The following is a 16,060-nucleotide window of genomic DNA, read 5'->3' on the forward strand; positions in this document are numbered from 1 at the left end:
GTACAGCGCCACCAGATCGCGCAGGCGTTGCGGCCCGTTGTGCAACCGCAAGGCCTTGCCCTGCTGCTGCAGCTCGCGGCGCAACTCCAGCAGCACCGCCACGGCCGACGAATCGCACTCGCGCAGGGCGCTGGCGTCCAGCACCGCTGCTGGCCCAGGCTGGGTCAGCAGCGCGACGCGCAGCTGGCCCAGCGTGGGCACCGCCTGCTCCAGCGTCAGGCGCTCGGGCAGGCTGGCGCGCTGGTCGGACACGGCCGCCATCGTCAGCCGGCCTTGGCGGTGGCGCCGGCCTTGTTGCGCTGAACCAGGGAGGCGATCAGGCCATCAATGCCCTTGGTGTTGATTTCCTGCGCGAACTGGGTCTTGTAGGTCTCCACCAGCCAGACGCCGAGCACGTTCAGGTCGTAAATCTTCCAGCCGTCGGCCGTTTTCTCCAGGCGGTAGTCCAGCTGGATGGGCTCGCCGCGGCCGCGCACTTCGGAACGCACCACCACTTCGGTGTCTTCGGGCTTGGCACGCAGTGGCTTGAAGCTCACGGTCTGGTCCTTGACCTCGCCCAGCGCGCCCGAGTAGGTGCGCACCAGCAGGGTCTTGAACTCGTCCTGCAGCTGCTTTTGCTGGGCCGGCGTGGCCTGGCGCCAGAAGCGGCCCACGGCCGAGGCGGTCATGCGCGAGAAGTTGACGTTGGGCATGATCTTGCTGTCGACCAGCGCCATGATGCGGTTGACGTCACCCTTCTGGATCGCGGCATCGGCCTTGACGGCGGCCATGACCTCACCCGAGATGCGCTGCACCAGCGCGTCGGGGGCCTCGTCGGCGGCCAGGGCCAGCGAGGGCAGCAGCGGGGTACTGGCCGCGGCCAGCACGGCGATCAGTCGGGAAAACCATTGGCGGCGTTGCATGTCAGTCCATCCTTTGTTTGCGGTGGCCGGCGCTGTTGCCTGGGCCACCCGTTTGAGACCGGGACTGTACGTCACCGGTTCCGGGGCAAATGTGTCGCTTGTGTAATGTCGGGGTATCGAAACGCGCGGTTTGACACGCTTTACCGGGGCGCTTCGCCGTTGCCGTTGCCGTTGCCGTTGCCGTTGCCGTTGCCGTTGCCGAGTCCGGTGCCGGCGTCGATCAGGTCCTCGATCTGGCTCTGGCGGCGCTGCAGGTAGATGTCGCGCGTGAAGCTGTATTTGTCCAGCGCAGCGCCTTCAAGCATGGAGGTCGCGCGCAGCAGGTTGGCGCGGGTTTCAACCGCGCGCAGGGCGTACATCGAGTTGCGGGTCGGGATGTCGTTCACGCGCGAGACCAGGTCGCCGCTGGTCTCCACGCCAAAACCGGCGGCGTCTCGGATGGACGAGGGGCCGAAGATCGGCAGCACAAGATAGGGGCCGGACGGCACGCCCCAGCGGCCCAGGGTCTGACCAAAGTCCAGCGAGGTGCGTTCGATGCCCATTTCGGACGCGATGTCGAACACGCCCCAGAAGCCCAGCACGGTGTTGACGCCGACGCGCAGGCCGTTTTCTGCGGCGGCCTGCGGCTTGAGCTGCAAGGTGGCGTTGACGAACGACCAGACGTCGCGCAGGTTGCCGAAGAAGTTGCTCACACCGGTGCGGATCAAGTCCGGTGCGGTGTCGCGGTACACCGTGGCCACCGGCTTGAGCACCGCGCCGTCCACCGCGTCGTTGAACTGGCTGACACCGCGGTTGAACGGCTCCAGCGGGTCGCGCGGGTTGGCGTCGGGTCCGGTGGCGCAGCCCGCCAGTCCGGCCACCACCAGCAAGGCGGTGGCCACACGCCCGCTCCATGATCGAATCGTTTTCATCTCACCCCCTGGCGGGGACTGGCCCCTGTTGTGTCTGTCGCCCTGCTCACTGCGCGGGCGCTTCCTTGCCGCCGTCGGCCGCCTTGTTGAACAAGAACTGACCGATCAGGTTCTCCAGCACCACGGCGGACTGTGTCTGCGTGATCACGTCGCCGTTGGCGAGGTTCTTCATGTCGCCACCGGGTTCGATGCCGATGTACTGGTCCCCCAGCAGGCCGGCGGTGAGGATCTTGGCCGACGAGTCCTTGGGGAACTGGATGTCCTTGCGGATGTCCATGGTCGCCACGCCCTGGAAGGTCTGCGTGTCCAGCGTGATGCTGGTCACACGCCCCACGTTCACGCCGGCCGAACGCACCGGCGCCCGCGGCTTGAGGCCGCCGATGTTGTCGAAGCGGGCCTGCACCGTGTAGGTATCGCCACCGTTGTTGAAGCTGGCCAGGTTGGCGGCCTTGAGGGCCAGGAACAGCAGGGCCAGCGCGCCGAGCACGACGAACAGGCCCACGAGGATTTCGGTACTTTTCTTGTTCATGATCAAGCCTCTCGCAGAGCCGCCTCACGAGAGGCTTGCGCCTCCGCGGGGGGCAGTGAACACACGCAGGGATGAACGTGGGAGTTCATATTTCTTCGATTCAGGGTGTCGAGAACATCAGGGCGGTCAGGATGAAGTCCATGGCCAGCACGCCCAGCGAAGCGGTGACCACGGTGCGCGTGGTCGCGTAGGCCACCCCTTCGGGCGTGGCCTCGGTTTCGTAGCCCTGGTAGAGGGCGACGGCGGTGCAGATGACGCCGAACACGGCGCTCTTGGCCACGCCGTTGCCCACGTCGCGCCAGACGTCGACGCCGCTCTGCTGGATGGACCAGAAGTTACCGGCGTCGATGCCGATCAGCAGCACCGCCACCAAGTAGGCCCCCAGGATGCCGACCGCTGAGAACAGTGCCGCGAGCAGCGGCATGGACAGGATGCCACCCAGGAAGCGCGGCGCCAGCACGCGGGCCTTGGGATCGATGGCCATGAGCTCCATGGCGGAGATCTGCTCGCCCGCTTTCATCAGGCCGATTTCGGCCGTCAGCGAGGTGCCGGCACGGCCAGCGAACAGCAGCGCCGTGACCACCGGACCCAATTCGCGCACCAGCGCCAGGTTGACGATCAGGCCCAGCGACTCGGCGGCGCCGTAGGTCGTGAGTGCGTAGTACATCTGCAACGCCAGCACGAAGCCCACCGCCGTGCCCGAGGCCAGGATGATGACCAGCGAACGGTTGCCAATGGCGTGGATCTGCTGCACCACCAGGCCCGGGCGGGTGATGGCCGCCGGCAACGCCTGCAGCAGCTCCCAGAAAAAGAGCGCGCCACGCCCCCAACTGGCCCGCACGTCCAGCGCGCGGCGGCCGAGCAGTTGCAAGAGGTTCATGGTGCGGCCTCCAGACCGAAGTCCTGGGCCACGGGGCGTGCCGGGTAATGGAACTTGACCGGTCCGTCGGGTTCCCCTCGCACGAACTGGCGCACCTCGGGTTCGGTGCTGGCCATCAGCTCGGCCGGCGTGCCCTGGGCCACCACACGCCCGCCCGTGGCCATGAGCACCACCCAGTCGCTGATCGCCATGCACTGGGGCACGTCGTGCGAAATCAGCAGCGTGGTGGCACCGGTCACGTCGGTCAGGGTGCGGATGAGTTTGGCCGCCACGCCCATGGACACCAGGTCCAGGCCGGCGAACGGCTCGTCGTACATGATGAGTTCGGGCTCGAGCGCGATGGCGCGCGCCAGCGCGACGCGGCGCGCCATGCCGCCGGAGACTTCGCTGATCTTCAGGTGTGCTGCGCCCCGCAGGCCGACGGCGTTGAGCTTCATGAGCACGATGTCGCGGACCAGCGCCTCGGGCAGATCGGTCATCTCGCGCAGCGGGAAGGCCACGTTGTCGAAGACGTTGAGATCGGTGAACAGCGCGCCGAACTGGAACAGCATGCCCAGGCGGCGGCGCAGGCGGAACAGCTGCGCCTTGTCACTGGTATTGACCACCTCACCGTCGAACACCACCCGGCCGCTGTTGGCCGCGTGCACCCCACCGATCAGGCGCAGCAGCGTGGTCTTGCCACAGCCCGACCCGCCCAGCACCGCCGTGACCTTGCCGCGGGCGAAGGTCAAAGACAGGTCGTTCAGGATCGTCCTGCGGCTGTCATAGCCGAAGGTGACGTGGTCGATCTCGATGAAGGGTTTATCGCTCATGGGGGGTCTGAAGAACCGCGGATTGTCTCATGAGGGTAAATCCCTAAGGCTTTGGGCCTCTTTCCACCTTTCAAACGCCTCCGGAGACCAGTGCCCCAGTCGAGAACGCGGTGGAACCGGCTCCGCCGGGCCCCACGCGTTGCCCCCTGCAGGGGGTCGCGCGCAGCGCGGCGGGGGTGGTTCAATCAGCGCGGGAGGTCGGAAGCACCCATCAGGAACTCGTCTACCGAGCGCGCGGCCTGGCGGCCTTCGCGGATGGCCCAGACCACCAGGCTTTGGCCACGGCGCATGTAGCCGGCGGCTAACACCTTGGCCACGTTGGTGGCGTAGCCGCCGGTGAAGTCCGTGCTGGCCTTGGCGTTGCCGCGGGCGTCCTTGTCCACGCCAAACGCGTCGAGCACGGTGGCCACCGGGTTCACGAATCCCATGGCCAGCAGCACCAGGTCGGCCTTGTATTCCTTCTCGGTGCCGGCCACTTCCACCAGCTTGCCGTCCTTCATCTCGACGTGCACGGTCTTCAGGCCGGTCAGCTTGCCGTTCTTGCCGATGAATTCCTTGGTGGAGATGGCGAACTCGCGCTTGAGCAGGCCTTTCTCGGCGCTCTCGTCGTGGCTGGAGCTGGTGCGCAGCTTCAGCGGCCAGTACGGCCACACCAGGGGCTTGTTCTCCTGCTCGGGCGGCTGGGGCATGACCTCGAACTGGGTCACGCTGACGGCGCCGTGGCGGGTGCTGGTGCCCACGCAGTCGGAACCGGTGTCACCACCGCCGATGACGATGACGTGCTTGCCGTCGGCACGCAGCTGGCCCTTGAGCTTGTCGCCGGCGTTGACCTTGTTCTGCTGCGGCAGGAACTCCATGGCGAAGTGCACGCCGTCCAGGTCGCGGCCAGGCACGGGCAGATCGCGGCTCTGCTCGGAGCCACCGGTCAGCAGCACGGCGTCGAACTGGGCCTTGAGGTCTTCGGCGCTGATCACCGTCTTGGCGTCGTTGGTGACCTTGAGCCCCTCGGGCACGGAGCCGATGAGTGTGCTGGTCTTGAACACCACGCCCTCGGCTTCCATCTGCGCCACGCGGCGGTCGATGTGGGTCTTCTCCATCTTGAAGTCGGGGATGCCGTAGCGCAGCAGGCCGCCAATGCGGCTGTTCTTCTCGAACACCGTCACGTCGTGGCCGGCGCGCGCCAGCTGCTGGGCCGCGGCCAGGCCGGCCGGGCCGGAGCCGACAACCGCCACCTTCTTGCCGGTCTTGTGCTTGGCCGGCACGGGCTTGACCCAGCCCTCGGCCCAGGCCTTGTCGATGATCGCGTGCTCGATCGACTTGATGCCCACCGCGTCGCCGTTCACGTTGATGGTGCAGGCCGCCTCGCAGGGTGCGGGGCAGATGCGGCCGGTGAATTCCGGGAAGTTGTTGGTGCTGTGCAGCACGGTGATGGCGTTCTGCCAGTCGCCCGAGTACACGAGGTCGTTGAAGTCCGGAATGATGTTGTTGACCGGGCAGCCGTTGTTGCAGAACGGCGTGCCGCAGTCCATGCAGCGCGCGCCCTGGATCTTGGCCTGCTGCTCATCGAGGCCGACCACGAATTCCTTGTAGTGCTTCAGGCGCTCGGTGACGGGCTTGTAGCCCTCTTCCAGGCGCTCGTATTCCATGAAGCCGGTGACTTTTCCCATGATGTTGGTCCTGCGTGGAGTCGTTGTTTACTTGGCCGGGGCCGCTTGCTTCTTGGCGCTGCTCTGGGCCTTGCCGGTGGCGGCCACGGCCGCCTTCTTGGCGTTGATCTCGCCCAGCGCGCGCTTGTATTCCGTCGGGAACACCTTCACGAACTTGGCGCGGGCCTCGGCCCAGTTGTCCAGCAGTTCGCGGGCGCGCTTGCTGCCGGTCCAGCGGTTGTGCTCTTCCAGCAGCTTTTTCAGCTGGGCTTCGTCGGTCTGGTCGCGGTGCCAGATCGCCTTGTCGATGGAGGCTTCCTGCTCGGCCGCGGGCAGCACCTTGTCCAGCGTGACCTGGGCGGTGTTGCAGCGTTGCGCGAACAGGCCGTCTTCGTCGTAGACGTAGGCAACACCGCCGCTCATGCCGGCGGCGAAGTTGCGACCGGTCTTGCCCAGCACCAGCACGGTGCCGCCGGTCATGTATTCACAACCGTGGTCGCCCGTGCCTTCGACCACCGCGGTGGCGCCCGAGAGGCGCACGGCGAAACGTTCGCCGGCCACGCCGCTGAAGAAGGCCTCACCCGAGGTGGCGCCGTACATCACGGTGTTGCCGACGATGGTGTTGCGCGTCGCGTCGCCGCGGAAGTCGATGCTGGGGCGCACCACCACGCGGCCGCCCGACAGGCCCTTGCCGGTGTAATCGTTGGCGTCGCCGATCAGGTAGAGCGTGATGCCGTTGCACAGGAAGGCGCCGAAGGACTGGCCGCCCGTGCCTTCGAGCTGGATGCGGATGCTGTCGTCTGGCAGGCCCTCGGGGTGCACCTTGGTCACCGCGCCCGAGAGCATGGCGCCGACGGACCGGTTCACGTTGCGCGCACGCTCGATGAACTGGACCTTCTCGCCCTTGTCGATGGCGGCCTGGCTCTTGGCGATCAGCACCTTGTCCAGCGACTTCTCCAGCCCGTGGTCCTGCGTCTGCGTGTGCAGGCGCGGCACGTCGGCCGGCACGGCCGGCGTGGCCAGCAGGCGGCTGAAGTCCAGGCCCTTGGCCTTCCAGTGCTCGATGCCCTGCTTCATGTCCAGCAGGTCGGCGCGGCCGATCAGCTCGTCGAAGGTGCGCACGCCCAGCTGCGCCATGATCTGGCGCGCCTCTTCGGCGATGAAGAAGAAGTAGTTGACGACATGCTCGGGCTTGCCCGAGAACTTCTTGCGCAGCTCCGGGTCCTGCGTGGCCACGCCCACCGGACAGGTGTTCAGGTGGCACTTGCGCATCATGATGCAGCCCTCGACCACCAGCGGTGCGGTGGCGAAGCCGAACTCGTCGGCGCCCAGCAGCGCGCCGATGACGACGTCGCGACCGGTCTTCATCTGGCCATCGGCCTGCACGCGGATGCGGCTGCGCAGGCGGTTGAGCACCAGGGTCTGCTGGGTCTCGGCCAGGCCGATTTCCCAGGGCGAACCGCAGTGCTTGATGGACGACCAGGGCGAGGCGCCCGTGCCGCCATCGTGCCCGGCGATCACCACGTGGTCGGCCTTGCACTTGGCCACGCCCGCGGCGATGGTGCCCACACCGACTTCGGACACCAGCTTGACGCTGATGTCGCTGTGCGGCGCCACGTTTTTCAGGTCGTGGATCAGCTGGGCCAGGTCTTCGATCGAGTAGATGTCGTGGTGCGGCGGGGGCGAGATCAGGCCCACGCCCGGCACGCTGTGGCGCAGCTTGCCGATGTATTCCGACACCTTGCCGCCGGGCAACTGGCCGCCCTCGCCGGGCTTGGCGCCCTGGGCCATCTTGATCTGGATCTGGTCGGCGCTGGACAGGTACTCGGCCGTGACACCAAAGCGGCCCGAGGCGACCTGCTTGATCTTGGAACGCAGCGAGTCGCCGGCTTCCAGCGGGTAGTCCACCTCGAAGATGTTGCCCAGCAGGTCGGACATGGTCTGGCCCTGCTTGATCGGGATGCCCTTGAGCTCGTTGCGATAGCGCAGCGCGTCTTCACCGCCTTCGCCGGTGTTGCTCTTGCCGCCGATGCGGTTCATGGCCACGGCCAGCGTGGCGTGCGCTTCGGTGGAGATGGAACCCAGCGACATGGCGCCGGTGGCAAAGCGCTTGACGATTTCCTTGGCCGGTTCGACCTCGTCGATGGAAATGGCCTTGGACGGGTCGATCTTGAACTCGAACAGACCACGCAGCGTCATGTGGCGCTTGCTCTGGTCGTTGATGATCTGGGCGTACTCCTTGTACGTGTTCCAGTTGTTGGCCCGCGTGCTGTGCTGCAGCTTGGCGATCGCGTCGGGGGTCCACATGTGCTCTTCGCCACGGGCACGCCAGGCGTATTCGCCGCCGGTTTCCAGCATGCTGGCCAGCACCGGGTCGTCACCAAAGGCGGCCTTGTGCATGCGGATGGCTTCTTCCGCGATCTCGAACACGCCGATGCCTTCCACGCGGCTGGCGGTGCCGGTGAAGTACTTGGCCACGGTCTCGCTGTTCAGGCCGATGGCCTCGAACAGCTGGGCGCCGCAGTAGCTCATGTACGTGCTCACGCCCATCTTGGACATGATCTTGGACAGGCCCTTGCCGATCGCCTTGACGTAGTTGTAGATCGCTTTCTCGGCGCTCAGGTCGCCCGGCAGCTCCTGGTGGATCGCCTGCAGCGTTTCCATCGCCAGGTAGGGGTGCACGGCTTCGGCGCCGTAGCCGGCCAGCACGGCGAAGTGGTGCACCTCGCGCGCGGTGCCGGTTTCCACCACCCGGCCGGCGGTGGTGCGCAGGCCTTCACGCACCAGGTGCTGGTGCACGGCCGACAGGGCCAGCAGCGCCGGCACGGCCACCTGGGTGCGGCTGACGGCGCGGTCGCTGATGATCAGGATGTTCTTGCCACCCTTGATCGCATCCACCGCTTCGGCGCACAGCGAGGCCAGCTTGGCTTCCACGCCTTCCTTGCCCCAGGCGGCGGGGTAGGTGATGTCCAGCGTGGCGCTCTTGAACTTGCCCTGCGTCACCGATTCGATGTTGCGCAGCTTGGCCATGTCGGCCGCGTCCAGCACCGGCTGGCTCACTTCCAGGCGCATCGGTGGGTTGACCTGGTTGATGTCCAGCAGGTTGGGCTTGGGGCCGACGAAGGACACCAGCGACATCACGATCGCTTCGCGGATCGGGTCGATCGGCGGGTTGGTCACCTGGGCGAACAGCTGCTTGAAGTAGTTGTACAGCGGCTTGTTCTTGCCCGAGAGCACGGCCAGCGGGCTGTCGTTGCCCATGGAGCCGATGCCCTCTTCGCCATTGGCGGCCATCGGGCTGAGCAGGAACTTGATGTCTTCCTGCGTGAAGCCGAAGACCTGCTGCTGGTCCAGCAGTTCGGGCGATACGTTCTCGGTGCCCTGCGATTGCGGCTCGGTCTTGCTGATCGGCAGTTCGACCGCGTCTTCACCGGCGACGGGATGCTCCACGTCGTCCAGGCGGATGCGCAGGTTCTCGATCCACTGCTTGTAGGGCTTGCTGTTGGCGAGGTTGGCCTTGAGCTCCTCGTCGTCGATCATGCGGCCCTGCTCCAGGTCGATCAGGAACATCTTGCCAGGCTGCAGGCGCCACTTGCGCACGATCTTGTTTTCCGGGATCGGCAGCACGCCCGATTCGGAACCCATGATGACCAGGTCGTCGTCGGTGATGCAGTAGCGCGAGGGTCGCAGGCCGTTGCGGTCCAGCGTGGCGCCGATCTGGCGGCCGTCGGTGAACACGATGGAGGCCGGGCCGTCCCAGGGCTCCAGCATGGCGGCGTGGTATTCGTAGAACGCGCGACGGCGCGGGTCCATCATGGTGTGCTGTTCCCAGGGCTCGGGAATCATCATCATCACGGCCTGGCTGATCGGGTAGCCGGCCATCGTCAGCAGTTCGAGGCAGTTGTCGAACGTGGCGGTGTCGGACTGGCCGGCGAAGCTGATCGGGTAGAGCTTCTGCAGGTCGGCACCCAGCACCGGCGAGGACATCACGCCCTCGCGTGCCTTCATCCAGTTGTAGTTGCCCTTGACGGTGTTGATTTCACCGTTGTGCGCCACATAGCGGTACGGGTGGGCCAGCGGCCACTCGGGGAAGGTGTTGGTCGAAAAGCGCTGGTGCACCAGGCCCAGAGCCGAGACACAGCGCGGATCCTGCAGGTCCAGGAAATAGGTGCCCACCTGGTCGGCCAGCAGCAGGCCCTTGTAGACCACGGTGCGGCTGCTCATGCTGGGCACGTAATACTCTTTGCTGTGCTTGAGCTTGAGCGCCTGGATGTGGGCGCTGGCGGTCTTGCGGATCACGTACAGCTTGCGTTCCAGCGCGTCCTGCACGATCACGTCGGCCCCGCGGCCGATGAACACCTGTCGCATGATCGGCTCTTTCTCGCGCACCGTCGGGGACATGGGCATGTCCTTGTTGACAGGCACGTCGCGCCAGCCCAGCAGCACCTGGCCTTCGGCCTTGATGGCGCGCTCCATCTCCTGCTCGCAGGCCAGGCGGCTGGCGTGCTCCTTGGGCAGGAAGATCATGCCGACGCCATACTCGCCGGCCGGCGGCAGGGCCACGCCCTGCTTGGCCATTTCGTCTCGGTACAGCGCGTCGGGCAGCTGGATCAGGATGCCAGCGCCGTCGCCCATCAGGGCATCGGCCCCCACGGCGCCACGGTGGTCGATGTTTTCCAGGATCTTGAGCGCCTGGGTCACGATGTCGTGACGCTTCTCACCCTTGATGTGCGCCACGAAGCCGACGCCGCAGGCATCGTGCTCGTTGGCCGGGTCGTACAGACCCTGTTGCTGGACTTGCTGCTGCTCGGCTGCCGTGGTCATGGCGCTTCCTTCTCGGTTCAGGGGCAAAAACAAAATTCGCGGGACGCGGAGCTTACTGCGTTGCAACAAAAATGCCAAGACGAATAAACGGGGTCAGATTCCAATTTATTTCCACGGAATTTCGCTTTTGCGAAATAAGGGACAGATCACAGCAGGATAAATAATCCTTACAAATCATGGATGTCTTTGATTCACTCCGGTGAAACCGCGCGCCCGGGCGGTCGTCCGGGACGCATCGGTGCGGTGCGACGGGCGGTCAGTTTCTGCAAGTCTTTGACGAAACCCTCGCTGCCGAGCGCCCAACCGCGCAGCGTGGCGTCGGTCAGCGCCGTGGTGGGGCCTGCGCCGATGCCAGCATGCACCATTTCGGCGTATGCCGCCTCGCGCGCAAACGGCGTGTTGCCCAGGGTCCACCACAGCGGGTGGGGCGTGATGCGCTTGTCGGACCTCTGCCCGATGTAGTGCCCATGGCTGGACCACGGATGGTCGCGCGCCTGCACCACCAGACCGGCGCGCACCGGGTTGAGGTCGATGTACACCATGCAGGCCAGCAAGTAGCGCTCGGTCTCGATCACGGTGGACCGGTACCGCCCCTCCCACAGGGTGCCGGTGCGGCCATGACGGTCGGTGAAATACCGCACGTAGCGCCGCCCCACCGCCTGCATCAGGCTGGGCAAGCCGTCGGCGGTCTCGGGCGTGGCCAGCAGGTGGATGTGGTTGTCCATGAGCACGTAGGCGTGGATCGCCACCTTGAACGTCTGCGCGTATTCGGCCAACAAGGCCAGCATGTGCTCGCGATCGGCCGAGTCCACAAAGATGGGCTGGCGGTTGTTGCCACGCTGGATCACGTGGTGGGGGTATCCAGGGATGGTGAGTCGGGGCAGACGGGCCATTCAGAACTCCTCAGGAGGCGACGTCCGGATGGTAATTGGAATCTGACCCCGTTTTGAGGATTCTGTTTTGATCTGAAGATCGTCACCAGGAAAACGACGGCCCCGCGCCAGGCGCGGTCACCGCTACCGGTCAGAGAAAGTGGCTGGGCTGGCCGACGATGAGCTTGGCCAGTTCGTCCAGCACCGCGGGGCCGATCTGCCCGGTGCGGTATTCGGTGTGCACGGTCTCCAGACCGTTGACGCAGGCCAGCCGGAACCGCAGCAGCCCGTTGTCGTGGTCGGCCGTCACCATGACACTGGCCCGCGCCGCCATCTCGTGCTCGAACACGATGGCCTGCAGCCCGTTGGTCTGCGGGTGGCGCTCCTCCAGCCGCTCGTGCGGCACATGGCCCACACGCAAGCGCCGCTCCACGCGCTCCAGATCGGGCGGGAAGTTGACCTTCACCCGCCCTTTGCCGGCGCCCGCCTCGCGCGGCAACAGTTGCCAGCCCAGCGCCAGGTAGTCGAACACCTCCTGATCGCGCAGCATCTTCTTGCGCGCATCAAAGCGAAAGCCGGTCAGTTTCATGGCCGGCCAGTGCGCCTTGCCATCCAGGCTCAGCGCAGGCGCCGCCGGCTCGATCACATTGAGCTGGCGGTGCAAGTCGTCCAGGTAATGCCAGAGGCGCTGGCAGGCGGCTTCGGTGGCCGCGGTGATGGCGCTGAAGTCCTGCACCTGCGACGCCTGTTGCGACTGCAGCGACTGTGCCTGTTGTTTGAGCTGGTGGAGAAAGCTCATGTGATCACTCCCTGTGATGCGGTGAGCGGCCCTCTGCGGGACCGCATGGGATTCAAAGCCGGGCCGCAGTGTAGCGCCCGGCCCAGACGCGCTGCAGTCGCCAGGCCAGCACCAGCCCGGCCAGGGAACACGCGCCGGTGAACAGCCCCGTCCACTGCCAGCCCCCGGCCTGCGTGGCCAGCCAGGCCACCAGGGGCGGGCCCGTGAACTGCCCCAGCGCCGACCACTGCTGCATCCAGCCCACTGTGGTGGACACGGTCTCTTTGCCCGGCGCCAGCACCACGGCCAGCCCGAACAGGGTGCCCGGGATCAGCCCCCCGACACTGGAAAACAGCAGCACTGCACCATACTGGGCCCACGGGTGCCCTACCGCGCCAAACGCTACGAGACCGCCCAGCGCCATCGCCCCATAGCCCACGGCCAGCAGCGCCCCGGGCCGCGCACCGCGGGCCAGCAGACGCCCCGCCCCGACGTTGCCCAGCATGTTGATGCCGGCGGCCAGCGCGCTGAGCGCGCCCAAGGCCACGCTACCCACGCCCGCCTGGCTGTAGATCGTCGGTAAAAAACCTACCACGGCCAGCCACTGACCCGAGTAGCAAAAGAAACCCAGCGCCATCAGCCAGGGCCCGGGTGCCGACAGCGTGGACCGCAAGCGCGGCCACAGGCGGGGCGCATCCAGGGCAGCGGGCGGACTGACCGCCGCCGGCACCACCCGCCACAACAAGCCAGCGGCGCACAGCGCCACCAGGGCCAGCAGCACCCACAGACCGCGCCAGCCGATGAGACCGATGAGAGGTGCGCCCAGCATCAGCGCCAGCGCGGCACCAACCGGCATGTACGCCCCCCACCAGCCCAGCGCGCGTGCCAGCGTCGGCGGGTGCTGCACGCACAAGCGCATCAGCCCCGGCGCGGGCAGCACTGTCAACAGGAAACCGAACCCTTCCAGCGCACGCGTCCACAGCAGCACTTTCACGTCACCGGCCAGCGCGCCCAGCCCGCTGCCCAGCGCCAGCAGCAGCAAGCCCGTCAACATCACACGGCGCGGCCCCAGTCGGTCGGCCGCCAGCCCCACCAGCAGCCCCAGCGTCATCCCTGCCAGTTGCACCAGCGACAGCAGAAAGCCCGCCTGCAGCAGGCTCAGGCCCAAGGCCGTTTGCAGCGGCGGAATGGCCACCGGCAACTTGCCGATGTGCAAGGCACAAGCCACCCCCACCGCCACCACCACGGTGGCCTGACGGGCGGCCTTTTGGGCGGCTTGAACCGGACCGTCCGCTGTCGTCGCGACGCTCATGCCGTGCTCAGGGAAACAGCACCGTGCCACTCAGCCGCTGGTGCTCACGGATCGCGAAGCGGTCCGTCATGCCGGCGATGTAGTCGGCCACCGCGCGGGCGCGCTGCGGCTGACGTGCGTGCGCCCCGGGCAGCTCCTGCGGGCGCTCCAGATACAGCGCGAACAGTTCGTTGACCACCTGGCGGGCGCGGTCCGTGGTCTCCACCACCTGCGGGTGGCGGTAGAGATTGCGAAACAAAAAGGCTTTGAGGTGGCGCGACTCGGCCCGCATGCGCTCGGAAAACGCGATCAGCGGCGCGGCCTGGCGCGCCTCGTCGGCGTGGCGCACGCCCGATGCCTCCAGGCGCTCACGCGTGGTGTCGATCACGTCGTACACCTGATCGCTGAGCATCAGGCGGATCGCCTCGAACAACAGGCGCCGCCCGGCCAGCTGCGGGTGCCGGGCCAGCGCCTGCCGGTGGTAGCGGTCAAACAGCGGCACCTCGGCCAGCTGATCCAGCGTCAGCAGCCCCGAACGCACGCCGTCGTCGATGTCGTGCGCGTTGTAGGCGATCTCGTCGGCCAGGTTGCACAGCTGCGCCTCCAGCGAGGGCGATCCTCCCTGCAGAAAGCGCGCGGCCACACCGCCGGGTTCGCGGGCACACAGCCGCTCGGCGTTGGCGCGTGAGCAGTGCTTGAGGATGCCTTCACGGGTTTCAAAACACAGGTTCAGGCCATCGAACGCGGGGTAGCGCTCTTCCAGCTCGTCCACCACGCGCAGGCTCTGCAGGTTGTGCTCGAAGCCCCAGGCCTCGCCCTCTTGCGCGTCTGGCTGGGCCGGCGTCAACGCCTTCATGCAGGTGTTCAGCGCGTCCTGCCCGGCGTGACCGAACGGCGTGTGCCCCAAGTCGTGCGCCAGCGCGATCGCCTCCACCAGATCCTCGTTGAGCCGCAACGAACGCGCGATGCTGCGCCCGAGCTGCGCCACCTCCAGCGAATGCGTCAGCCGCGTGCGGAACAGGTCGCCCTCGTGGTTCAGGAACACCTGGGTTTTGTAGACCAGGCGGCGGAACGCGGTGCTGTGGATGATGCGGTCGCGGTCGCGCTGGAAGGCGGTTCGGGTCGGCGCCTCTGGCTCGGCAAAACGGCGCCCGCGGCTCTGCGACGCATGGCTGGCGTAAGGGGCCAGCGCCGTCGCATCGGCCACCGCCGCCGCGGTCATGCGCAGCAGCTTTCGGCGATCACCTCGGCCACCAGTGCGTCGGGCGCCCCGCGCACCACGGCCCGGCCCGGGCCATCGATCAGCACAAACTTGATCTCGCCAGCCTCTGACTTCTTGTCCACCCGCATCAACGCGAGGTAACGGCCCACGTTGTCCGCGGCATCCAGCACCGGTGCCACCACCGGCAGACCGGCCCGCAGCACCAGCCGACGCAAACGCTCGACAAAAGCCTCGTCCACCAGGCCCAGACGTTGCGACAGGCGCGCGGCCATCACCAGGCCACAGCCCACCGCCTCGCCATGCAGCCAGGCGCCGTAGCCCATGCCCGCCTCGATCGCGTGACCGAAGGTGTGGCCAAAGTTGAGGATGGCACGCAGACCCGACTCGCGCTCGTCCTGCCCGACCACCTCGGCCTTGATCTCGCAGCTGCGTTTCACGGCACGCGCCAGCGCGGCCGGCTCGCGCGCCATCAGGGCGTCGATGTTCGCCTCGATCCAGTCGAGAAACACCATGTCCGCGATCGGACCGTATTTGATGACCTCGGCCAGCCCCGCGCTCAACTCGCGCGGTGTCAAGGTCTTGAGCGTGTCCAGATCGCAGACCACGCGCTGCGGCTGGTAGAACGCACCGATCATGTTCTTGCCCAGCGGGTGGTTGATGGCCGTCTTGCCCCCCACCGACGAATCCACCTGCGCCAGCAGCGTGGTGGGCACCTGCACGAAAGGCACACCGCGCATGTAGCTGGCCGCGGCAAAACCGGTCATGTCCCCCACCACACCACCACCCAGGGCAAACAGCACCGTCTTGCGGTCGCAGCCCTGGGCCAGCAAGGCATCAAAAATCAGGTTCAGCGACTCCCAGGTCTTGAACGCTTCGCCATCGGGCAGCACCACGCTGTGCACCTGACGGTAATGCGGGGCCAGCGCGGCAGACAGACGCGCCAGGTACAGCGGCGCCACTGTCGTGTTGCTGACGATGAGCGCAGAGCTGGCCGCGGGCAAACCGGCAAAACTGTCCGCGGCATCCAGCAAATCGCCTCCAATGGCGATGCGGTAGCTGCGATCGCCCAGGGCGATGTCCACGTGGTCGAGAGAGAGAGCAGATGTCTTGGGCATAGCCCTGAAGTTTAGTGCCTGCCCCAGCCACACCGACTCAAGCCGAGCGTTGCTCCGATGGTGCGGAGTTGGCTCCTGCCATTGTGGAGTCCCCGGCCAACTCCAGTTGCATCACGATCATGTTGACCAGTGTCGCCACAGACGGTCGCCCTGTCTCAATCACGAAATGCGCCGTCTCGCGGTACAGCGGGTCGCGCACCGTGTAAAGATCGCGCAAACGCTGCAAGGGATCCGCGACTTGGAGCAACGGCCGGTTGCGGTCGTGCCGCACGCGGCGG

14 protein-coding genes are annotated in these 16,060 nt (G+C 66.6%); all 14 read right to left on the bottom strand.

Annotated features, from left to right (window positions below):
• A partial coding sequence (locus ACR2JA_RS20245; protein WP_434010857.1) for an STAS domain-containing protein occupies window positions 1-261 on the bottom strand: 261 nt, incomplete at its 3' end.
• A gap of 2 nt (window positions 262-263) precedes the next feature.
• On the bottom strand, window positions 264-902 hold the full coding sequence (locus tag ACR2JA_RS20250; RefSeq protein WP_434010858.1) for an MlaC/ttg2D family ABC transporter substrate-binding protein: 639 nt from the start codon (window positions 900-902) through the stop codon (window positions 264-266).
• Between the two features lie 140 nt (window positions 903-1,042).
• Complete coding sequence (locus tag ACR2JA_RS20255; RefSeq protein ID WP_434010859.1) at window positions 1,043-1,783, bottom strand: MlaA family lipoprotein; 741 nt, start codon at window positions 1,781-1,783, stop codon at window positions 1,043-1,045.
• Between the two features lie 76 nt (window positions 1,784-1,859).
• Window positions 1,860-2,342 carry an outer membrane lipid asymmetry maintenance protein MlaD gene (gene mlaD, locus ACR2JA_RS20260; RefSeq protein ID WP_434010860.1) on the bottom strand — a complete coding sequence of 161 codons (483 nt, stop codon included), beginning with the start codon at window positions 2,340-2,342 and terminating at the stop codon, window positions 1,860-1,862.
• 100 nt (window positions 2,343-2,442) lie between these two features.
• Complete coding sequence (gene mlaE / locus ACR2JA_RS20265; protein ID WP_434010861.1) at window positions 2,443-3,222, bottom strand: lipid asymmetry maintenance ABC transporter permease subunit MlaE; 780 nt, start codon at window positions 3,220-3,222, stop codon at window positions 2,443-2,445.
• A complete protein-coding gene (locus ACR2JA_RS20270; RefSeq protein ID WP_434010862.1) occupies window positions 3,219-4,034 on the bottom strand; it encodes an ABC transporter ATP-binding protein in 816 nt (271 codons plus the stop codon). Before ACR2JA_RS20270 ends, mlaE begins: the two co-directional genes overlap by 4 nt.
• Before the next feature lie 185 nt (window positions 4,035-4,219).
• A complete protein-coding gene (locus ACR2JA_RS20275) occupies window positions 4,220-5,701 on the bottom strand; it encodes a glutamate synthase subunit beta (RefSeq protein ID WP_434010863.1) in 1,482 nt (493 codons plus the stop codon).
• Between the two features lie 27 nt (window positions 5,702-5,728).
• Window positions 5,729-10,504 (bottom strand): glutamate synthase-related protein, encoded by a 4,776-nt coding sequence (locus tag ACR2JA_RS20280; protein ID WP_434010864.1) that lies wholly within the window; start codon window positions 10,502-10,504, stop codon window positions 5,729-5,731.
• 191 nt (window positions 10,505-10,695) lie between these two features.
• Window positions 10,696-11,397 carry a transposase gene (locus ACR2JA_RS20285; RefSeq protein WP_434010865.1) on the bottom strand — a complete coding sequence of 234 codons (702 nt, stop codon included), beginning with the start codon at window positions 11,395-11,397 and terminating at the stop codon, window positions 10,696-10,698.
• A gap of 130 nt (window positions 11,398-11,527) precedes the next feature.
• Window positions 11,528-12,175, bottom strand: a complete 648-nt coding sequence (locus ACR2JA_RS20290) for a hypothetical protein (RefSeq protein WP_434010866.1) — start codon at window positions 12,173-12,175, stop codon at window positions 11,528-11,530.
• A gap of 52 nt (window positions 12,176-12,227) precedes the next feature.
• Entirely contained in the window at window positions 12,228-13,466 is a 1,239-nt protein-coding gene (locus tag ACR2JA_RS20295; protein ID WP_434010867.1) for an MFS transporter, read from the bottom strand.
• Window positions 13,467-13,473: 7 nt separating this feature from the next.
• Complete coding sequence (locus ACR2JA_RS20300) at window positions 13,474-14,667, bottom strand: deoxyguanosinetriphosphate triphosphohydrolase (RefSeq protein WP_434010868.1); 1,194 nt, start codon at window positions 14,665-14,667, stop codon at window positions 13,474-13,476.
• On the bottom strand, window positions 14,664-15,782 hold the full coding sequence (gene aroB, locus ACR2JA_RS20305; protein WP_434010869.1) for a 3-dehydroquinate synthase: 1,119 nt from the start codon (window positions 15,780-15,782) through the stop codon (window positions 14,664-14,666). The genes ACR2JA_RS20300 and aroB overlap by 4 nt, the downstream gene beginning before the upstream one ends.
• Before the next feature lie 37 nt (window positions 15,783-15,819).
• Window positions 15,820-16,060 (bottom strand): shikimate kinase (locus ACR2JA_RS20310; protein ID WP_434010870.1); only part of this gene is annotated, 241 nt, incomplete at its 5' end.

Origin of the sequence: Hydrogenophaga sp., from assembly GCF_051007235.1 — a bacterium.
Lineage (GTDB): Bacteria > Pseudomonadota > Gammaproteobacteria > Burkholderiales > Burkholderiaceae_C > Hydrogenophaga.